At 40.1% G+C, this 21,371-nt stretch carries 22 protein-coding genes and 1 other annotated feature; all 22 genes read left to right on the forward strand.

Features of this window, described 5'->3' with window-relative positions:
- The 22 genes from AC0OM3_RS12755 to rplB all read left to right on the forward strand — a co-directional run bounded on the left by AC0OM3_RS12755 (nucleotide 1) and on the right by rplB (nucleotide 21,335).
- Nucleotides 1-513, forward strand: coding sequence for an NYN domain-containing protein (locus AC0OM3_RS12755; RefSeq protein ID WP_000997886.1), 513 nt, complete (start codon nucleotides 1-3; stop codon nucleotides 511-513).
- A gap of 67 nt (nucleotides 514-580) precedes the next feature.
- On the forward strand, nucleotides 581-1,240 hold the full coding sequence (locus tag AC0OM3_RS12760; protein ID WP_000387193.1) for an RNA polymerase factor sigma-70: 660 nt from the start codon (nucleotides 581-583) through the stop codon (nucleotides 1,238-1,240).
- Nucleotides 1,241-1,375: 135 nt separating this feature from the next.
- Entirely contained in the window at nucleotides 1,376-1,522 is a 147-nt protein-coding gene (gene rpmG / locus AC0OM3_RS12765; protein WP_014481927.1) for a 50S ribosomal protein L33, read from the forward strand.
- Between the two features lie 32 nt (nucleotides 1,523-1,554).
- On the forward strand, nucleotides 1,555-1,734 hold the full coding sequence (gene secE, locus AC0OM3_RS12770; RefSeq protein WP_001241323.1) for a preprotein translocase subunit SecE: 180 nt from the start codon (nucleotides 1,555-1,557) through the stop codon (nucleotides 1,732-1,734).
- Between the two features lie 131 nt (nucleotides 1,735-1,865).
- Nucleotides 1,866-2,399: a transcription termination/antitermination protein NusG gene (gene nusG, locus AC0OM3_RS12775; protein WP_000415794.1), complete on the forward strand. Its 534-nt coding sequence runs from the start codon at nucleotides 1,866-1,868 to the stop codon at nucleotides 2,397-2,399.
- Between the two features lie 167 nt (nucleotides 2,400-2,566).
- On the forward strand, nucleotides 2,567-2,992 hold the full coding sequence (rplK, locus tag AC0OM3_RS12780; RefSeq protein ID WP_001085872.1) for a 50S ribosomal protein L11: 426 nt from the start codon (nucleotides 2,567-2,569) through the stop codon (nucleotides 2,990-2,992).
- A 176-nt stretch (nucleotides 2,993-3,168) separates the two neighbouring features.
- The gene (gene rplA, locus AC0OM3_RS12785; RefSeq protein WP_001987630.1) at nucleotides 3,169-3,861 is read left to right on the forward strand and encodes a 50S ribosomal protein L1; all 693 of its coding nucleotides are present in this window, start codon (nucleotides 3,169-3,171) and stop codon (nucleotides 3,859-3,861) included.
- A gap of 49 nt (nucleotides 3,862-3,910) precedes the next feature.
- Nucleotides 3,911-4,055: a sequence feature (ribosomal protein L10 leader region), on the forward strand.
- Between the two features lie 39 nt (nucleotides 4,056-4,094).
- Complete coding sequence (rplJ, locus tag AC0OM3_RS12790; protein ID WP_000048716.1) at nucleotides 4,095-4,595, forward strand: 50S ribosomal protein L10; 501 nt, start codon at nucleotides 4,095-4,097, stop codon at nucleotides 4,593-4,595.
- Nucleotides 4,596-4,662: 67 nt separating this feature from the next.
- Complete coding sequence (gene rplL, locus AC0OM3_RS12795; RefSeq protein ID WP_000159736.1) at nucleotides 4,663-5,022, forward strand: 50S ribosomal protein L7/L12; 360 nt, start codon at nucleotides 4,663-4,665, stop codon at nucleotides 5,020-5,022.
- Nucleotides 5,023-5,098: 76 nt separating this feature from the next.
- Nucleotides 5,099-5,698 (forward strand): class I SAM-dependent methyltransferase, encoded by a 600-nt coding sequence (locus AC0OM3_RS12800; protein ID WP_000763289.1) that lies wholly within the window; start codon nucleotides 5,099-5,101, stop codon nucleotides 5,696-5,698.
- A gap of 291 nt (nucleotides 5,699-5,989) precedes the next feature.
- Nucleotides 5,990-9,523 carry a DNA-directed RNA polymerase subunit beta gene (gene rpoB / locus AC0OM3_RS12805; protein WP_000147553.1) on the forward strand — a complete coding sequence of 1,178 codons (3,534 nt, stop codon included), beginning with the start codon at nucleotides 5,990-5,992 and terminating at the stop codon, nucleotides 9,521-9,523.
- A gap of 37 nt (nucleotides 9,524-9,560) precedes the next feature.
- Nucleotides 9,561-13,172 (forward strand): DNA-directed RNA polymerase subunit beta', encoded by a 3,612-nt coding sequence (gene rpoC, locus AC0OM3_RS12810; RefSeq protein WP_000567939.1) that lies wholly within the window; start codon nucleotides 9,561-9,563, stop codon nucleotides 13,170-13,172.
- Nucleotides 13,173-13,285: 113 nt separating this feature from the next.
- Nucleotides 13,286-13,534, forward strand: a complete 249-nt coding sequence (locus AC0OM3_RS12815) for a 50S ribosomal protein L7ae-like protein (protein ID WP_000121837.1) — start codon at nucleotides 13,286-13,288, stop codon at nucleotides 13,532-13,534.
- A gap of 114 nt (nucleotides 13,535-13,648) precedes the next feature.
- The gene (gene rpsL, locus AC0OM3_RS12820; RefSeq protein WP_001142341.1) at nucleotides 13,649-14,071 is read left to right on the forward strand and encodes a 30S ribosomal protein S12; all 423 of its coding nucleotides are present in this window, start codon (nucleotides 13,649-13,651) and stop codon (nucleotides 14,069-14,071) included.
- Between the two features lie 29 nt (nucleotides 14,072-14,100).
- Complete coding sequence (gene rpsG, locus AC0OM3_RS12825; RefSeq protein ID WP_001137491.1) at nucleotides 14,101-14,571, forward strand: 30S ribosomal protein S7; 471 nt, start codon at nucleotides 14,101-14,103, stop codon at nucleotides 14,569-14,571.
- A gap of 208 nt (nucleotides 14,572-14,779) precedes the next feature.
- Complete coding sequence (fusA, locus tag AC0OM3_RS12830) at nucleotides 14,780-16,858, forward strand: elongation factor G (RefSeq protein WP_000090370.1); 2,079 nt, start codon at nucleotides 14,780-14,782, stop codon at nucleotides 16,856-16,858.
- A gap of 117 nt (nucleotides 16,859-16,975) precedes the next feature.
- The gene (tuf, locus tag AC0OM3_RS12835) at nucleotides 16,976-18,163 is read left to right on the forward strand and encodes an elongation factor Tu (protein ID WP_001029614.1); all 1,188 of its coding nucleotides are present in this window, start codon (nucleotides 16,976-16,978) and stop codon (nucleotides 18,161-18,163) included.
- 398 nt (nucleotides 18,164-18,561) lie between these two features.
- Nucleotides 18,562-18,870 carry a 30S ribosomal protein S10 gene (gene rpsJ / locus AC0OM3_RS12840; RefSeq protein ID WP_001040596.1) on the forward strand — a complete coding sequence of 103 codons (309 nt, stop codon included), beginning with the start codon at nucleotides 18,562-18,564 and terminating at the stop codon, nucleotides 18,868-18,870.
- Between the two features lie 34 nt (nucleotides 18,871-18,904).
- The gene (rplC, locus tag AC0OM3_RS12845) at nucleotides 18,905-19,537 is read left to right on the forward strand and encodes a 50S ribosomal protein L3 (RefSeq protein ID WP_000160207.1); all 633 of its coding nucleotides are present in this window, start codon (nucleotides 18,905-18,907) and stop codon (nucleotides 19,535-19,537) included.
- Nucleotides 19,538-19,562: 25 nt separating this feature from the next.
- Nucleotides 19,563-20,186 (forward strand): 50S ribosomal protein L4, encoded by a 624-nt coding sequence (rplD, locus tag AC0OM3_RS12850; RefSeq protein WP_001127258.1) that lies wholly within the window; start codon nucleotides 19,563-19,565, stop codon nucleotides 20,184-20,186.
- Nucleotides 20,186-20,476, forward strand: coding sequence for a 50S ribosomal protein L23 (gene rplW, locus AC0OM3_RS12855; protein WP_001205558.1), 291 nt, complete (start codon nucleotides 20,186-20,188; stop codon nucleotides 20,474-20,476). The genes rplD and rplW overlap by 1 nt, the downstream gene beginning before the upstream one ends.
- 28 nt (nucleotides 20,477-20,504) lie before the next feature.
- Nucleotides 20,505-21,335, forward strand: coding sequence for a 50S ribosomal protein L2 (rplB, locus tag AC0OM3_RS12860; protein WP_000511583.1), 831 nt, complete (start codon nucleotides 20,505-20,507; stop codon nucleotides 21,333-21,335).
- Nucleotides 21,336-21,371: the final 36 nt, after the last annotated feature.

Below are 21,371 nucleotides of genomic sequence, written 5' to 3' on the forward strand. Positions count from 1 at the left end.
ATGAACGATATTTTAATCGTTGACGGTTACAACATTATCGGAGCTTGGGGAGATTTGAAGAAACTGCGGGATGTAGATTTACAATCATCAAGAGATGCGCTTATTGATAAGATGGCGGATTATCAAGGGTATACAGGCACAAAAGTGATGATAGTCTTTGATGCCTATACAGTCCATGGTATTGAAAAAAAGATGAAACAATCTCGTGTAGAAGTCATATTCACACGAAAGAATCAAACTGCAGACGAAAAGATAGAGCAACTTGCAATAGAGCTTAGAAATATAAATACACAAATATATGTTGCGACTTCTGATTATACAGAACAATGGGTTATATTTGGGCAAGGTGCCCTTCGAAAATCTGCGCGTGAATTAGAGTTGGAAGTACAAGCGATGGAACAACAAGTAAGAAGGCGTACAAAAGACACGAAAGAACAGCAGCCCGCCATGAGAAAGATATTTAGTAAAGATATTACAGAAAAATTAGAAAAATTAAGAAGAGGAGAGCGTTGAAGCATTGACGCTCTTTATCTTTTTACTGTATAATATTGCTAAATAAATAGCGGTCGGAGGGATCAAGGTGGAAGCAGGCTTCGTAAGTATAGGCGACGTTACATTTCGTGATTTAGAGGATGAGGCAATCGTTGAGTTAGTTCGAAAAGGTAATACTGACGCTCTAGAATATTTAATTCACAAGTATAAGAACTTTGTTCGTGCGAAATCAAGATCTTACTTTTTAGTGGGTGCCGATCGAGAAGACATTGTTCAAGAAGGTATGATAGGGTTGTTTAAAGCAATTCGTGATTATAAAGAGGACAAGCTGTCTTCATTCAAAGCATTTGCTGAACTATGTATCACTCGACAAATTATTACCGCTATTAAAACGGCAACAAGACAAAAACATATTCCTTTAAATTCGTATGTGTCTTTAGATAAGCCGATTTACGATGAGGAATCTGATCGAACGTTATTGGATGTTATTTCTGAAGCAAAGGTGACTGATCCTGAAGAGATGATCATTAGCCAGGAAGAATATACAGACATAGAATCAAAAATATCTGAATTATTAAGCGATTTAGAAAGGAAAGTGCTTTCTTTATATTTAGATGGTCGTTCTTATCAAGAGATTTCAGAACAGTTAAACAGGCATGTGAAATCTATTGATAACGCTTTACAACGAGTAAAGAGGAAATTGGAACGATATATGGAAATGAGAGAAAGTACAACTTTAAATTCATAAGAAGTAACAAGTGCTACAGGTGTAAAATAAATCACCTGTTTTCTTTTGTAGAAAGTACAAATGCATGTCATTGACATTGTCTTTTATTGTATGATACATTTTTAGGGACATAATGTTACAAGGTTGGTGTAACTAATGAGGAAAAAAGTTGTACTCTCATGTGAAGAGTGTAAAAATCGAAACTACTCTACTATGAAAGATACGAGCTCAATAGAGCGACTTGAAATAAAAAAGTTTTGTAAAACATGCAATCAGCATACAGTTCACAAGGAAACAAAATAAATAATTGAAATAATACACTGGAGGTCCCGCAGATGCGTTTAACGAACTTTTTCGGCGATGTAGGTCGCGAAATGAAAAAAGTAAGTTGGCCTAAAAAAGATGAATTACTCCGCTCAACAGCGACTGTTGTTGCTACAGTTGTGTTCTTTGCGATTTTCTTCGCAGTAGTTGATATGGGCATTTCTTCTTTAATTCGGTTAATTCTTGGTTAATTCTTGAATAAGAAGCACTTATCCATGATATAATGTTATTTATAAGAACTGTGTAAAAGCCCGGTGAACGGGTTTTTTCATTTGCGCAAAAAAATGTACGTCAGGGAGGGAAGGACGCTCGTCCTAAATGAATGGAAAAAAGTTGGTATGTTGTCCATACTTATTCTGGATATGAAAATAAAGTAAAAGCAAACCTAGAGAAACGTGTAGAATCAATGGGTATGCAAGATAAAATTTTCCGTGTTGTTGTCCCGGAAGAAGTAGAAGTAGAAATGAAAAACGGAAAAGAAAAATTAATGAAAAGAAAAGTGTTCCCAGGTTATGTATTAGTAGAATTAATCATGACTGATGACTCTTGGTATGTTGTACGTAACACGCCAGGTGTAACTGGGTTCGTTGGTTCTTCTGGTTCTGGATCTAAACCATCACCTCTATTAGAAGAGGAAGTTGTTACCATTATGAAACATATGGGCATGGATAACGAAGTGGTTGATTTCGACTTTGAACTTCATGAGACAGTACGTGTAAATGAGGGGCCATTCGCAGATTATACAGGTGCTATTGAAGAAATTGATGTGGAGAAGAAAAAGGTTAGCGTACTTGTGGACATGTTTGGTCGCGAGACTCCAGTTGAACTTGACTTCCATCAAATTGAAAAATTATAAAATGAAACTTGAAATGAATTGTAAAAAGTGATAATATCTTTTAAGTCAGTACGTCTTCGTTATCGGAGACGTTTTTTGAAAGATTTTATCCTTACAGATAAAATATGACGTGGGAGGGCAAATCACTGTCCAATTGACCACATCACGGACTTAAGGAGGTGTGTCTCGTGGCTAAAAAGGTAATTAAAATGGTAAAGCTTCAAATTCCTGCAGGTAAAGCTAACCCAGCTCCACCAGTTGGTCCAGCATTAGGACAAGCAGGTGTTAACATCATGGGCTTCTGTAAAGAGTTTAACGCTCGTACAGCAGATCAAGCTGGTCTTATCATCCCTGTTGAAATTACGGTATTTGAGGACCGTTCATTCACTTTCATTACTAAAACTCCTCCTGCTGCTGTTCTTCTTAAGAAAGTAGCTGGTATTGAGTCTGGTTCTGGTGAACCAAACCGTAATAAAGTGGCAACTGTTAAGCGTGATAAAGTACGCGAAATCGCTGAAACTAAAATGCCTGACCTAAACGCTGCTAGCGTAGAAGCTGCAATGCGTATGGTTGAAGGTACTGCACGCAGTATGGGCATCGTTATCGAAGACTAATTCGATTTGTTTTTAAAAAAGGTTGCGGGTCTGGAATTCCAATTCGCAACCTTTATTATCGTAAATGATTATCGTTTTTAAATAAATGGATGGCGCTCATCCTCAGGTTATACCTGAAAACAGGCGTAAACGTGGGAGGTTATTCCGCTAAAACCACATTCGAGGAGGAAATAAAAATGGCTAAAAGAGGTAAAAAGTACGTAGAAGCTGCAAAGCTTGTTGATCGTGCAGCTGCTTACTCTGCAACAGAAGCAGTAGAATTAGTAAAGAAAACAAACACAGCTAAATTTGATGCAACTGTAGAAGCTGCATTCCGTTTAGGTGTTGACCCTAAGAAAGCTGACCAACAAATCCGTGGTGCAGTTGTTCTTCCACATGGTACTGGTAAAGTACAACGTGTATTAGTATTTGCTAAAGGTGAAAAAGCTAAAGAAGCTGAAGCTGCTGGAGCTGACTTCGTAGGCGATACTGATTACATCGGTAAAATCCAACAAGGTTGGTTCGATTTCGATGTAGTAGTAGCAACTCCTGATATGATGGGTGAAGTTGGTAAACTTGGTCGCGTATTAGGACCTAAAGGTTTAATGCCAAACCCTAAAACTGGAACAGTTACTTTCGATGTAACTAAAGCTGTTAACGAAATCAAAGCTGGTAAAGTTGAATACCGCGTTGATAAAGCTGGTAACATCCACGTTCCAATCGGTAAAGTATCTTTCGAAGATGCTAAATTAGTAGAAAACTTCAAAACAATTGCTGACACTTTACAAAAAGTTAAGCCAGCTGCTGCAAAAGGTACTTACATGAAGAACGTAACAGTTGCTTCTACAATGGGACCTGGCGTACGTGTAGACGTTTCTACATTAGCGTAAATTTTGGAAGTTGACTTCATAAAGAAGTTTTAATATAATCATTTATGTTGTGAATTTAATTAGTGTACCGTAGACAGTAGGTGTCAATAGACTTAATTTCCTACCTAGGTGTTAATATACGAAGCGGAATCTTTTTTCTGTGACTATATGCCTCCATGTCTACAAGTTGGGCATGGAGGTTTTTAGTGCACTTTCGGTACATCTTCTATATAATCTACAGGAGGTGTAATAACATGAGCAAAGTAATCGAAACTAAACAACAAGTTGTAACTGAAATCGCGGACAAACTTCGCGCTAGTAAATCTACAATCGTTGTTGACTACCGTGGTTTAACAGTTTCTGAAGCAACAGAATTACGTAAGCAATTACGTGAAGCTGGCGTTGAGTTCAAAGTTTACAAAAACTCTCTAACTCGTCGTGCTGCAGAATCTGCTGAAATGGCTGAGTTAAATGAATTCTTAACAGGACCAAACGCAATCGCGTTCAGTAACGAGGATGTAGTTGCTCCTGCGAAAGTATTAAACGACTTCGCTAAAGATCATGAAGCTTTAGAAATTAAAGCGGGCGTAATCGAAGGTAAACTTGTAACACTTGATGAGGTTAAAGCAATCGCTACTCTTCCATCACGTGAAGGCTTACTTTCTATGCTTCTTAGCGTTCTTCAAGCTCCAATCCGTAACCTTGCACTTGCTACTAAAGCAGTTGCAGACCAAAAGGAAGAGCAAGGCGCTTAATTTTTTAAAAGATAATTACGTATTATCGATAAAACAATACAAACCTATTTAAGGGAGGATATTTACAATGACTAAAGAACAAATCATTGAAGCAGTTAAATCTATGACTGTATTAGAACTTAACGACTTAGTAAAAGCTATCGAGGAAGAATTCGGCGTAACTGCTGCTGCTCCTGTAGCTGTAGCTGGTGGCGCTGGAGAAGCTGCTGCTGAGAAAACTGAATTTGATGTGGAACTAACTAGCGCTGGTGCACAAAAAATCAAAGTTATCAAAGTTGTTCGTGAAATCACTGGTCTTGGCTTAAAAGAAGCTAAAGAATTAGTTGACAACACTCCAAAAGTAATCAAAGAAGCTGCTGCTAAAGAAGAAGCTGAAGAAATCAAAGCTAAACTTGAAGAAGTTGGCGCTGCTGTAGAAGTTAAGTAATTAACTTTTGATGCTTTAAAAAAAGCTCGCTCTCATGCGAGCTTTTTTTTTAACTGTAAAGAAAAGAGGTGGCCATATGGCAGACCATTATTTTTCTAACGACCCTTCTAGTAAAAGTGATCGCAAGCGATGGGAGTTTGTCCTTCGTGGATCTCGATTTACTTTCTTATCTGACCATGGGGTGTTCTCGAAAAACGAAGTGGACTTTGGTTCCCGTCTTTTAATTGAAGCGTTTCAAATGCCAGATATTAAAGGTAATATATTAGACGTAGGTTGCGGATACGGTCCTATTGGTTTGTCGTTAGCGAAAGAGTTTCAAGGTCGTGAAGTTCACATGGTGGATGTGAATGAGAGGGCACTTGGGCTTGCGAAAGAAAACGCCGCTAATAACAAAATCGAGAATATACGTATTTTTCAAAGTAGCGTCTATGAAAATGTAGATGGTAAGTATGCTGCTATTCTATCTAACCCTCCGATTCGTGCGGGTAAAGATATCGTACATGAGATTTTAGAAAAAGCTGTGGAGTATTTAGTTCCAGGTGGAGAACTTTGGATTGTTATTCAAAAGAAACAAGGTGCACCGTCTGCGCTAAAAAAACTAGAAGAAGTATTTTCTGAAGTTGAGGTTGTAGAAAAGAAAAAAGGATATTATATCATAAAATCAAAAAAACGTTGACGGTTATTTTTGGCTATGTTAACATTATACAATGCCAATATATGATTTTCTGCGTTGAGAAAGATGTATATTTTTGTTTCTCTTGGAAAAGATAGTAAAATCAGCAGATTATGAAACAGAATGATGGTTTTCTTATAGAAGCCATTTTTCTTTTTTGAGCAGGTAGAAAGACTCAACGTATTTATCTTTAAGAGAAAGAGACTACGCTAATAGCAGTAGTTGTATTTATTTGTGATTTTGCACAAATTTTTTTGTGCATTTATAATACTCATGATTTGAGGGGTGAAGCAGTTGACAGGTCAACTAGTTCAATACGGACGCCACCGCCAACGAAGAAGTTATGCCCGTATTAGTGAAGTATTAGAGTTACCAAATCTTATCGAAATTCAAACCTCTTCTTATCAGTGGTTTCTTGATGAGGGTTTGCGAGAAATGTTCCAAGACATTTCTCCGATTGAAGACTTTACGGGAAATCTATCGCTTGAATTTATCGACTACAGCTTAGGTGAACCTAAATACTCTGTAGACGAATGCAAAGAGCGTGATGTGACGTATGCAGCACCACTTCGTGTAAAAGTGCGTCTAATCAACAAGGAAACTGGTGAAGTAAAAGAACAAGATGTGTTCATGGGAGATTTCCCACTCATGACAGAGACTGGAACATTCGTAATTAACGGTGCAGAACGTGTTATCGTTTCCCAGTTAGTTCGCTCTCCAAGCGTATACTATAGTGGCAAAGTGGATAAAAACGGAAAACGTGGTTTTACTGCTACTGTAATTCCAAACCGCGGAGCTTGGTTAGAGTATGAGACAGATGCTAAGGATGTTGTATATGTGCGTATTGACCGTACGCGTAAACTTCCTGTAACTGTTTTGTTACGCGCATTAGGGTTTGGCTCTGATCAAGAAATCACCGAGCTTTTAGGTGATAACGAATACTTAAGCAACACATTAGAAAAAGACAACACAGATAGCACAGAAAAAGCATTGCTTGAAATTTATGAGCGTCTACGTCCTGGTGAACCACCAACAGTAGAAAATGCTAAGAGCTTACTTGTGTCTCGTTTCTTCGATCCAAAGCGCTACGATTTAGCAAATGTAGGTCGCTATAAGATCAACAAGAAGTTACACATTAAAAACAGATTGTTTAATCAACGTTTAGCTGAAACATTAGTGGATCCAGAAACTGGTGAAATTTTAGCGGCAGAAGGAACAATCTTAGATCGTCGTACACTTGATCGCATTTTACCTTACTTAGAGAAAAACATTGGATTCAAAACAGCGAAACCAATGGGTGGAGTGGTAGAAGGCGATGTTGAGCTGCAATCTATTAAGATTTATGCTCCTGAGTCGGAAGGCGAACGCGTAATTAATGTAATTGGTAATGCAAACATTACTCGTGATGTGAAACACATCACACCAGGTGATATCCTTGCTTCTATCAGTTACTTCTTCAACCTACTATACAAAGTAGGGGATACAGATGATATTGACCATTTAGGAAACCGTCGTCTGCGTTCTGTTGGAGAACTATTACAAAATCAATTCCGTATCGGTCTTTCTCGTATGGAACGTGTTGTTCGTGAGAGAATGTCGATCCAAGATACAAATGCAATTACACCACAGGCACTAATTAATATTCGTCCTGTTATTGCATCTATTAAAGAGTTCTTCGGAAGTTCTCAGTTATCTCAGTTTATGGACCAAACAAACCCATTAGCAGAGTTAACTCACAAACGAAGACTATCTGCATTAGGACCTGGTGGTTTAACACGTGAGCGCGCAGGCTTTGAAGTGCGTGACGTTCATTACTCTCACTACGGTCGTATGTGTCCGATTGAAACACCAGAGGGACCAAACATCGGTTTGATTAACTCGTTATCTTCGTTCGCGAAAGTAAATGAGTTTGGTTTCATTGAAACACCATACCGTCGTGTTGACCCAGAAACTGGTCTTGTAACAGGGCATGTTGATTACTTAACAGCAGATGAAGAAGATAACTATGTTGTAGCCCAAGCGAATATGAAATTATCTGACGAAGGTGAATTCCTAAGTGAAGATATCGTAGCTCGTTTCCGTGGTGAAAACATTGTCACAAATAGAGAACGCATCGACTACATGGATGTATCTCCAAAACAAGTAGTGTCGGCAGCGACAGCTTGTATTCCGTTCTTAGAAAACGATGACTCTAACCGCGCACTTATGGGAGCGAACATGCAACGTCAGGCGGTTCCGTTAATGAATCCGGAATCTCCGATTGTAGGTACAGGTATGGAGTACGTATCAGCAAAAGACTCAGGTGCTGCAGTAATCTGTAAACATCCTGGTGTTGTTGAGCGCGTAGAAGCACGTGAAGTTTGGGTACGTCGCTATGTAGAAGTTGACGGTCAAACAGTAAAAGGCGACTTAGATCGCTATAAAATGCAAAAATTCATTCGTTCTAACCAAGGAACTTGTTACAACCAACGTCCAATCGTAAGTGTTGGAAATGAAGTTGTAAAAGGTGAAATCCTTGCGGATGGTCCTTCTATGGAATTAGGTGAACTAGCACTTGGACGTAACGTGCTTGTTGGCTTCATGACTTGGGACGGTTATAACTACGAGGATGCGATCATCATGAGTGAGCGCCTTGTAAAAGATGATGTGTACACTTCTATTCATATTGAAGAATATGAATCAGAAGCTCGTGATACGAAGCTTGGACCAGAAGAAATTACACGTGACATTCCAAACGTTGGGGAAGACGCATTACGTAACCTTGACGAGCGCGGTATCATTCGCGTTGGTGCTGAAGTAAAAGATGGAGATTTACTTGTTGGTAAAGTAACACCTAAAGGTGTAACAGAATTAACAGCTGAAGAACGTCTATTACATGCTATCTTTGGAGAAAAAGCGCGTGAAGTACGTGATACATCACTACGTGTACCACACGGTGGTGGCGGTATTATCTTAGACGTAAAAGTATTCAACCGTGAAGATGGCGATGAATTGCCACCAGGCGTGAATCAACTTGTACGTGCATATATCGTTCAAAAACGTAAAATTTCTGAAGGTGACAAGATGGCCGGACGTCACGGTAACAAAGGTGTTATTTCTCGTATTTTACCAGAAGAAGATATGCCTTACTTACCAGACGGTACGCCAATCGATATCATGTTAAACCCATTAGGGGTACCATCTCGTATGAATATCGGTCAGGTATTAGAGCTTCATCTTGGTATGGCAGCAAGATACCTTGGCATTCACATTGCAACACCAGTATTCGATGGTGCTCGTGAGGAAGATGTTTGGGGCACAATTGAAGAAGCTGGTATGGCAAATGACGCGAAAACAATCCTGTATGACGGACGTACTGGTGAACCATTCGATAACCGCGTATCTGTTGGTGTCATGTATATGATCAAACTTGCGCACATGGTTGACGATAAACTTCATGCTCGTTCTACTGGACCATACTCACTTGTAACGCAGCAACCTCTTGGAGGTAAAGCTCAGTTCGGTGGACAGCGTTTCGGTGAGATGGAGGTTTGGGCACTTGAAGCTTACGGTGCTGCTTATACTCTTCAAGAAATCTTAACAGTGAAGTCTGATGATGTTGTTGGACGTGTTAAGACTTATGAAGCAATTGTTAAAGGCGAAAATGTTCCAGAACCAGGCGTTCCTGAATCATTCAAAGTATTGATTAAAGAGCTGCAAAGTTTAGGTATGGACGTTAAAATGATGTCTAGCGACGATACAGAAATTGAAATGCGTGATACAGAAGATGACGATGATCATCAATCAGCAGATAAATTGAATGTCGAAGTTGAGACAACTAAGGAATAATTGGGATAACCTGTAGACTAAAAGGGAGGTAGGCCCCTTGATAGATGTAAATAACTTTGAATATATGAAGATTGGACTTGCTTCACCTGACAAGATTCGTTCTTGGTCATACGGTGAAGTTAAGAAACCAGAAACTATTAACTATCGTACGTTAAAGCCTGAAAAAGATGGCTTGTTCTGTGAGCGTATTTTCGGACCACAAAAGGACTGGGAATGTCATTGCGGAAAATACAAACGTGTACGTTATAAAGGTGTAGTTTGTGATCGATGTGGCGTTGAAGTAACGCGTGCAAAAGTACGTCGTGAACGCATGGGTCATATCGAATTAGCTGCTCCTGTATCTCATATTTGGTATTTCAAAGGTATCCCGAGCCGCATGGGACTTGTCTTAGACATGTCCCCTCGCGCGCTTGAAGAAGTAATTTATTTCGCTTCTTATGTTGTAACAGAAAGTGGAGATACACCACTTGATAAGAAGCAATTACTTTCTGAAAAAGAATACCGTGCATATCGTGATCGATATGGTAGCACATTCCAAGCTGCTATGGGTGCAGAAGCGATTAAAAAGCTACTACAAGACATTGATTTAGATAAAGAAGTAGACTTCTTAAAAGAAGAATTAAAAACAGCACAAGGACAACGCCGTACTCGTGCTATTAAACGTCTAGAAGTATTAGAAGCATTCCGTAACTCTGGAAATGAACCATCTTGGATGATCTTAGATGTTCTACCAGTAATCCCACCAGAACTACGCCCAATGGTACAGTTAGATGGTGGACGTTTTGCTACTTCTGACTTAAACGACTTATACCGTCGTGTAATTAACCGTAACAATCGTTTAAAACGTCTATTGGACTTAGGTGCACCAAGCATCATCGTTCAAAACGAAAAACGTATGTTACAAGAAGCTGTAGACGCATTAATCGATAATGGTCGTCGTGGCCGTCCAGTTACTGGACCAGGTAACCGTCCATTAAAATCACTATCTCACATGCTTAAAGGTAAACAAGGACGTTTCCGTCAAAACTTATTAGGTAAACGTGTTGACTACTCTGGTCGTTCTGTAATTGTTGTAGGACCGAACTTAAAGATGTATCAATGTGGATTACCAAAAGAAATGGCGCTTGAACTGTTCAAACCTTTCGTAATGAAAGAGTTAGTTGAAAAAGGATTAGCACATAACATTAAGAGTGCGAAACGTAAAATCGAGCGTGTACAACCTGAAGTTTGGGACGTTTTAGAGTCTGTGATTAAAGAACATCCAGTACTTCTAAACCGCGCACCAACACTTCACCGTCTTGGTATCCAGGCGTTTGAACCTACATTAGTAGAAGGTCGCGCAATCCGTCTTCACCCACTTGTATGTACTGCATACAACGCGGACTTTGACGGTGACCAAATGGCCGTTCACGTACCTTTATCATCAGAAGCTCAAGCTGAAGCTCGTCTTCTTATGTTAGCGGCACAAAACATCTTGAACCCGAAAGACGGTAAACCAGTTGTTACTCCATCTCAGGATATGGTATTAGGTAACTATTACTTAACACTTGAGCGTGAAGGTGCAATCGGTGAAGGTATGGTCTTCAAAGATGCAAACGAAGCATTACTTGCATATCAAAATGGATATGTTCATCTTCATACACGTGTTGCAGTAGCTGCAAGTGCAGTAAACAACGCAACATTTACTGAAGAGCAAAAGAGTATGCTTCTATTAACAACAGTTGGTAAATTAATATTTAACGAAATCTTACCAGAGTCGTTCCCTTATATTAATGAACCAACAAATTCAAACCTTGAAAAAGAAACACCAGCGAAATACTTCGTTGAAAAAGGTGCGAACATTAAAGAAATTATTGCTAGTCGCGAAGAAGTGGCGCCATTTAGCAAGAAAATCCTTGGTAACATCATTGCGGAAGTGTTCAAACGTTTCCAAATTACAGAAACGTCTCGCATGCTTGATCGTATGAAAAACTTAGGATTCAAGTACTCTACAAAAGCTGGTATTACAGTTGGGGTATCTGACATTCTTGTATTAGGCGAAAAAGATGAAATTCTCCACGAAGCACAAGCAAAAGTAGATAATGTAATTAAACAATTCCGTCGCGGTTTAATCACGGAAGAAGAACGTTACGATCGTGTTATCTCTATTTGGAGTAATGCAAAAGATGTTATCCAAGGAAAACTGATGAAATCCTTGAATAAACGCAACCCAATCTTCATGATGAGTGACTCAGGTGCCCGTGGTAACGCATCTAACTTTACTCAGCTTGCTGGTATGCGTGGTCTTATGGCCAATCCATCTGGTCGTATCATCGAACTTCCAATCAAATCGAGTTTCCGTGAAGGTTTAACAGTACTTGAGTACTTCATCTCTACGCATGGTGCGCGTAAAGGTCTTGCCGATACAGCACTTAAAACTGCCGATTCTGGTTACTTAACACGTCGTCTTGTTGACGTTGCACAAGATGTAATCGTTCGTGAAGATGATTGTGGAACAGATCGCGGTTTATTAATTGGTGCGATTAAAGAGGGTAATGAAGTTATCGAGTCATTATATGATCGTCTTGTTGGACGTTTTGCAAGAAAAACTGTAAAACATCCTGAAACAGGTGAAGTATTAGTTGCTGAAAATCAATTAATTACTGAAGATATCGCTCATATCGTTGAAAATTCGGGTGTTGAAACTGTAAACATTCGTTCAGCGTTTACGTGTAACACTCGCCACGGTGTATGTAAGAAGTGTTACGGTCGTAACTTAGCAACTGGAACAGACGTAGAAGTAGGAGAAGCGGTAGGTATTATCGCAGCTCAATCTATCGGTGAGCCAGGTACACAGTTAACGATGCGTACATTCCATACAGGTGGGGTTGCCGGAGATGATATCACTCAAGGTTTACCTCGTATCCAAGAGATCTTCGAAGCTCGTAATCCGAAAGGTCAGGCAGTTATCAGTGAAATCGACGGTGTTATCGCAGCGATCAACGACGTTAAAGATCGCCAAGAAGTAGTTGTACAGGGTGAAGTTGAAGCTCGTACGTATGCTATTCCTTACGGTGCTCGTCTGAAAGTAACTCCAGGACAGCCAATTAGCCACGGTAAAGAGTTAACAGAAGGTTCTATTGATCCGAAAGAATTACTAAAAGTAACGGACATTACAGCGGTTCAAGAATACTTATTACGTGAAGTTCAAAAAGTATACCGTATGCAAGGGGTAGAAATTGGTGACAAACACGTAGAAGTAATGGTACGTCAAATGTTACGTAAAGTTCGTGTAAGTGATGCAGGTGAAACAGATGTATTACCAGGAACATTACTAGATATCCATCAGTTTACTGATGCGAATGCTAAGGTCTTACTGCAAGGTAAGCAACCAGCAACAGCTAGACCTGTTCTGCTTGGTATTACAAAAGCTTCACTTGAAACAGATTCATTCTTATCTGCAGCATCGTTCCAAGAAACAACTCGTGTCTTAACTGATGCAGCAATTAAGGGTAAACGCGATGAACTTCTAGGATTAAAAGAAAATGTTATTATCGGTAAACTTGTTCCTGCTGGAACAGGTATGAATCGTTATCGCAAAGTGGATCTTGTAAAAACAACACAAGATGACATGAATGTAGAAAACGATGAGGTTTATGTGGAACAGTAAAATTTTCCGGCATAAATTTTGTATAAAAACAATTAATCTTAGTTGACATTGTATGAGTCAAAATGTTACTATAATCAAGGTTGCTCCTGAACGATGCTTTGGAGGATATTTATATGTCTTATCAAAAAGTATCAACTGCTGAAAATGTAGTCGTTGGTCATAAACGCACATTGGAGGCAATCAAAAATGGTACAGTTAAAGAAGTTGTCATCGCAGAGGATGCTGACATGCGGTTAACCCATGCTATCATTCGTGTTGCAATGCAATATAACGTGCCCATAACAAAAGTTGAATCAGTTCGTAAGCTTGGTAAAGCTTCGGGGATTCAAGTGGGAGCTTCAGCAATAGGAATAATAAGTTAAAACTGTTTTTGTGAGGAGAGAGCATTTGCTCTTCCTTGCAAAAACTTTGTTTTCAACTAATAATGAACCACCTGGATATGTGGTCATACAAACATGCGAAGGGAGGATAATCAAATGCCTACTATTAACCAATTAGTGAGAAATGGTCGTACTGATAAAGTATGGAAATCTAAATCACCTGCGTTAAACAAAGGTTTTAACTCTTTAAAGAAAAAATCAACTGATATCTCTGCACCTCAAAAACGTGGTGTATGTACTCGTGTTGGTACAATGACTCCAAAGAAACCTAACTCAGCGTTACGTAAATACGCTCGTGTACGTTTAACAAACGGTATCGAGGTTACAGCTTACATCCCAGGTATCGGTCATAACCTACAAGAGCATAGCGTAGTATTAATTCGCGGTGGTCGTGTAAAGGATTTACCGGGGGTACGTTACCACATCGTTCGTGGTGCGCTTGACACAGCTGGTGTTGACAAACGTATGCAAGGACGTTCTAAATATGGTACTAAGAGACCAAAACCTGCTAAAAAATAATAACTTTAAAATGAAAGGAGGAACTCAATATGCCTCGTAAAGGACCTGTTGCGAAACGTGACGTGTTACCAGATCCAATGTACAATTCGAAGCTAGTAACACGCCTTATCAACAAAATGATGGTTGACGGTAAAAAAGGTAAATCTCAAACAATTCTTTATAATGCGTTCGATATCGTAAACGAACGTACTGGTAAAGAGCCAATGGAAGTATTCGAGCAAGCTCTTAAGAACATCATGCCTGTTCTTGAAGTACGCGCTCGTCGTGTTGGTGGTGCTAACTACCAAGTTCCAGTTGAGGTTCGTCCAGAACGCCGTACAACTTTAGGTCTTCGTTGGTTAGTAAACTACGCTCGTCTTCGTGGTGAAAAAACTATGGAAGAGCGTCTTGCTAACGAAATCTTAGATGCAGCTAACAACGCTGGTGCATCTGTTAAGAAACGTGAAGACACTCATAAAATGGCAGAAGCTAACAAAGCATTTGCTCATTACCGTTGGTAGGATTCAACGTAAAATAAATGTAAGCATAAACCGCTTTATTTGTCGCTTATGGAAGTGTGGAGAGGGAGAATGCCTCTCCCTTTCATCGGGCGCTCGTTTTACATAATGAGAGTACTGGACATACTGACATGTGTAACAATATAAAGTGGCTTTTTTGCTACTTAAAATAAAAAAATCCAATCCATATATGGAAGGAGCAAGACACCAAATGGCAAGAGAGTTCTCTTTAGAAAACACTCGTAATATTGGTATCATGGCTCACATCGATGCTGGTAAAACAACAGCAACTGAGCGTATTCTGTACTACACAGGACGTATTCATAAAATCGGTGAAACTCACGAAGGTGCATCTCAGATGGACTGGATGGAGCAAGAGCAAGAGCGTGGTATCACAATTACTTCTGCTGCAACTACAGCACAATGGAAAGGTCATCGTGTAAACATCATTGATACTCCAGGACACGTAGATTTCACAGTAGAAGTAGAACGTTCTTTACGCGTACTTGATGGTGCTGTAGCAGTACTTGATGCGCAATCTGGTGTAGAACCACAAACAGAAACTGTTTGGCGTCAGGCTACTACTTACGGCGTACCTCGTATCGTATTCGTTAACAAAATGGATAAGATCGGTGCAGATTTCTTATACTCTGTAGGAACAATCCACGATCGTTTACAAGCAAACGCACATCCAATTCAGTTACCAATCGGTGCTGAAGATGAGTTCAATGGTATCATTGACCTTGTTGAAGAGTGTGCTTACATGTACGGTAACGATTTAGGAACAGACATTCAACGTGTTGAAATTCCTGAAGAGCACAAAGAATTAGCTGAAGAATACCGTGGAAAACTTATTGAAGCGGTAGCTGAGCTTGATGAAGAAATGATGATGAAGTACCTAGAAGGTGAAGAAATCACTGTAGAAGAGCTTAAAGCTGGTATCCGTAAGGCTACAACTTCTGTAGAATTCTTCCCAGTAATCTGTGGTTCTGCATTCAAAAACAAAGGTGTTCAAATTCTGTTAGACGCAGTTATCGACTACCTTCCATCTCCACTAGATGTACCTGCTATTAAAGGTACTCTACCGGATACAGATGAAGAAGTAGAACGTAAGTCTAGCGATGAAGAACCATTCGCAGCTTTAGCATTCAAAATCATGACTGACCCTTATGTTGGTAAGTTAACGTTCTTCCGTGTGTACTCTGGTGTGTTAAACTCTGGATCATACGTGAAAAACTCAACTAAAGGTAAGCGTGAGCGTGTAGGTCGTATCCTACAAATGCACGCTAACAGCCGTGAAGAGATTTCAACAGTTTACGCTGGTGATATCGCTGCTGCTGTAGGTTTAAAAGATACTACTACTGGTGATACTCTTTGTGACGAGAAGAGCCTTGTTATCCTTGAGTCTATGGAATTCCCAGAGCCAGTTATCTCTGTAGCTATCGAACCAAAATCTAAAGCTGACCAAGATAAAATGGGTACAGCATTATCTAAGCTTTCTGAAGAAGATCCAACATTCCGTGCTCACACTGACCAAGAAACTGGCCAAACTATCATCGCTGGTATGGGTGAACTTCACCTTGATATCATCGTTGACCGTATGCGTCGTGAATTCAAAGTGGAAGCAAACGTTGGTGCTCCTCAGGTAGCATACCGTGAGACTTTCCGCGCTGCTGCGAAAGTTGAAGGTAAGTTCGCTCGTCAATCTGGTGGTCGTGGACAATTCGGTCACGTTTGGATTGAGTTTGAACCTAACGAAGAAGGTAAAGGATTCGAATTCGAAAACAAGATCGTCGGTGGTGTAGTTCCTCGTGAATACATCCCAGCTGTTGGAGCAGGTCTTGAAGATGCACTTAAAAATGGTGTACTAGCTGGTTATCCACTAGTTGACATTAAAGCTGCATTAGTTGACGGATCTTACCATGATGTCGATTCATCTGAGATGGCGTTCAAAATCGCTGCATCTATGGCACTTAAAGCTGCGGTTTCTAAATGTAGCCCAGTAATTCTTGAGCCAATGATGAAAGTTGAAGTTGTAATTCCTGAAGAGTACATGGGTGACATTATGGGTGACGTAACATCTCGTCGTGGACGTGTAGAAGGTATGGAAGCTCGCGGTAACGCACAAGTTGTTCGCGCTATGGTTCCACTTTCTGAAATGTTCGGTTATGCAACGTCATTACGTTCTAACACTCAAGGACGCGGAACATTCTCTATGGTGTTTGACCACTATGAAGAAGTACCAAAGTCTGTTTCTGAAGAAATTATCAAAAAAAATAAAGGTGAATAATTGATTTTTATCGATTGTTCAAGTATAACTACTTATGTAAGCTTAGAAAGTGGGACGTAAGTTTCACTTTCTAGTCTAAATATAAAATAACCTATATAAACTAAGGAGGAATTTAGAATGGCTAAAGCTAAATTCGAACGTTCTAAACCCCATGTTAACATCGGTACAATCGGCCACGTTGACCATGGTAAAACTACATTAACTGCTGCGATCACTACAGTTCTTGCAAAAGCTGGTGGTGCTGAAGCACGCGGATACGATCAAATCGATGCTGCTCCAGAAGAAAGAGAGCGCGGTATCACAATCTCAACTGCACACGTTGAGTACGAAACTGAAACTCGTCACTATGCACACGTTGACTGCCCAGGTCACGCTGACTATGTTAAAAACATGATCACTGGTGCTGCTCAAATGGACGGCGGTATCTTAGTAGTATCTGCTGCTGATGGCCCAATGCCTCAAACACGTGAGCACATCCTTCTTTCTCGTCAAGTAGGTGTTCCTTACATCGTTGTATTCTTAAACAAATGCGACATGGTAGATGACGAAGAATTATTAGAATTAGTAGAAATGGAAGTTCGCGACCTATTATCTGAATACGGATTCCCAGGCGACGACATTCCTGTAATCAAAGGTTCTGCTCTTAAAGCTCTTCAAGGAGAAGCTGATTGGGAAGCAAAAATCATTGAATTAATGGCTGAAGTTGATGCTTACATCCCAACTCCAGAACGTGAAACTGACAAACCATTCTTAATGCCTGTAGAGGACGTATTCTCTATCACAGGTCGTGGTACAGTTGCTACTGGTCGTGTTGAGCGCGGTATCGTTAAAGTTGGTGACGTAGTAGAAATCATCGGTCTTGCTGAAGAAAATGCTTCTACAACTGTAACTGGTGTAGAGATGTTCCGTAAACTTCTTGACCAAGCTCAAGCTGGAGACAACATCGGTGCTTTACTTCGTGGGGTTGCTCGTGAAGACATCCAACGTGGACAAGTACTTGCAAAAAGCGGTTCTGTAAAAGCTCACGCTAAATTCAAAGCTGAAGTTTTCGTATTATCTAAAGAAGAAGGTGGACGTCACACTCCATTCTTCGCTAACTACCGTCCTCAGTTCTACTTCCGTACAACTGACGTAACTGGTATCATCCAATTACCAGAAGGTACTGAAATGGTAATGCCTGGTGACAACATCGAAATGACTATCGAACTTATCGCTCCAATCGCTATCGAAGAGGGAACTAAATTCTCTATTCGTGAAGGTGGACGTACAGTAGGTTACGGTGTAGTTGCTACTATCGTTGAGTAATCTTAACTGATATAAAAAAACCTAAGGGATTTTCCCTTAGGTTTTTTGTTTGCGTTTATATAAGGGAGAAGAGAGTGTTTTTTTGTTTTGACGAGTTTCTTCTATAGTATATAAAAACAACAAAAGATAATCCAGAAATTGTAAAATGAATTCTGTTAGATGAAAACTTGAAATTCTTTAAAGTGCCATGTATAATAGCAAAAGTAGAGAAAAGCGGATGCAAACAAAAAGATGCTTGCATCTAGACGAATAACATTGTATAATAGACAATGTTGGTCTTTGACTGCGATGAAGTGGAAGGTTGCTGACACACCCGGCCGCTTTGCCATGGCATGGTGTGGGGAAATTTCCATGGAGAAGGTCTATTTTAGAAATAGGCGAACGAAGGAGGGAAAATAATGGCAAAAGAAAAAATTCGTATCCGTTTAAAAGCTTACGATCACCGTATTCTTGATCAGTCAGCTGAGAAAATTGTAGAAACAGCTAAGCGTTCTGGGGCAACAGTTTCTGGTCCGATCCCATTACCAACTGAAAAAACTGTTTACACAATTCTTCGTGCTGTTCATAAGTACAAAGATTCTCGTGAGCAATTCGAAATGCGCACGCACAAACGTCTAATCGACATCGTGAGTCCTACTCCACAAACAGTAGATTCATTAATGCGTTTAGACTTACCATCTGGTGTAGATATCGAAATCAAACTATAATTTATATAACTTAAAAATGTAGGAGGTGTAACTCATGACCAAAGGAATCTTAGGAAGAAAGATCGGTATGACTCAAGTATTTGCTGAGAACGGTGAGTTAATCCCAGTAACAGTTATCGCTGCTAATCCAAACGTTGTTCTTCAAAAGAAAACAACTGAAACTGATGGCTACAATGCAATCCAGTTAGGATTTGAAGATAAACGTGAAAAGTTAACTAACAAACCTGAACAAGGCCACACTGCTAAAGCATCTACAACTCCTAAGCGCTTCATTCGCGAAATCCGCGATGCAGACGTGGACGGATTAGAGGTTGGTCAAGAGGTAAAAGTTGACGTATTCGCTACAGGTGAAATCGTTGATGTAACAGGAATTTCTAAAGGTAAAGGTTTCCAAGGTGTTATCAAACGCCACGGACAATCTCGCGGACCTATGTCTCATGGTTCTCGCTATCACCGTCGTCCAGGTTCAATGGGCCCAGTTGCTCCGAACCGTGTATTCAAAGGCAAAAAACTTGCTGGACGTATGGGTGGAGACCAAGTTACTATCCAAAACTTAGAAATCGTTCAAGTTGACACTGAGCGCAACTTATTACTAGTAAAAGGTAACGTTCCAGGTGCTAAGAAATCTCTTGTAGTTGTTCAAGGCGCTGTGAAGGTTAGCAAATAATTCACAATAGGAAGGAGGAATTCCAATGCCAAAAGTTACTGTATATAACCAAACTGGTTCACAGGTTGGTGAAATCGAATTAGCTGAAGCTATTTTCGGTATCGAACCAAATGAAGCTGTACTTTTCGAAGCTGTAATGATGCAACGTGCATCTTTACGTCAAGGTACACACAAAGTAAAAACTCGCTCTGAAGTTCGCGGTGGTGGTCGTAAACCATGGCGTCAAAAAGGAACTGGACGTGCTCGTCAAGGGTCTATCCGCTCTCCTCAATGGCGTGGTGGTGGTACGGTATTCGGACCTACACCAAGAAGCTATGCGTACAAACTTCCTAAGAAAGTTCGTCGTTTAGCAATCAAATCTGCATTAGCTACTAAAGTAGTTGAGAACAACATTGTAGTTCTTGAAGACCTAGTGTTAAATGCACCAAAAACAAAAGATATGCTAGCAGTACTTAAAGGATTAACTGTTGAGAAGAAAGCTCTTATCGTAACTGCTGATGCAAACGAATCTGTAGAGTTATCTGCTCGCAATATCCCTGGAGTAACAGTAATCACTGCTGATGGCGTAAACGTTTTAGACGTGCTTCATCATGATAAGCTAATCATGACAAAAGCGGCAGTGGAAAAAGTAGAGGAGGTGCTTGCATAATGAGAGATCCTCGTGATATCATTAAGCGCCCAGTTATCACTGAACGTTCTATGGAAATGATGGCTGAAAAAAAATACACGTTCGATGTGGACGTTAAATCTAATAAAACAGAAGTTAAAGATGCTCTTGAAGCGATCTTTGGTGTTAAAGTAGAAAAAGTGAACATCATGAACTACAAGCCGAAAGCAAAACGCGTTGGTCGTCACGCTGGTTTTACTAGCCGTCGTCGTAAAGCAATCGTTAAGCTAACTGCTGACAGCAAAGAAATCGAAATCTTCCAAGGCGTTTAATTCTTACTAAAGAAGGAGGGAAATTGAGATGGGAATCAAAAAGTATAATCCAACTACTAACGGTCGTCGTAATATGACTACGAATGATTTCGCTGAAATCACGACTGATAGACCCGAAAAGTCATTACTTGCTCCTTTAAGCAAGAAGGCTGGTCGTAATAACCAAGGTAAAATCACTGTACGTCATCAAGGTGGCGGACATAAGCGTCAATACCGTATCATCGACTTTAAGCGTAACAAAGATGGAATTCCAGGACGCGTTGCTACGATCGAATACGATCCAAACCGCTCTGCGAATATCGCATTAATTAACTACGTTGACGGTGAAAAACGTTACATTCTTGCTCCTAAATCTTTAGAAGTAGGTATGGAAGTTATGTCTGGCCCAGAAGCTGACATTAAAATCGGTAACGCATTACCATTAATCAACATTCCAGTAGGTACTGTTGTTCATAACATCGAGCTTAAGCCTGGTCGTGGCGGACAATTAGTTCGTTCTGCTGGTACATCTGCTCAAGTACTTGGTAAAGAAGGTAAATACGTACTTGTACGTTTAACTTCTGGTGAAGTACGTCTTGTATTATCTGCTTGTCGCGCTTCAATCGGTCAAGTAGGTAACGAACAACACGAACTTATCAAAATCGGTAAAGCAGGTCGCTCTCGCTGGTTAGGTAAACGCCCAACAGTTCGTGGTTCTGTAATGAACCCGGTTGATCACCCACACGGTGGTGGTGAAGGACGTTCTCCAATCGGACGTAAGTCTCCAATGTCTCCATGGGGTAAACCAACTCTTGGATTCAAGACTCGTAAGAAAAACAAAGCGTCTGACAAATTCATCGTTCGTCGTCGTAAAAAATAATGGGATTGTAGTACGGTTCATTTCTAGAACCGTACG

It is taken from the genome of Bacillus sp. FAU20, assembly GCF_056033865.1.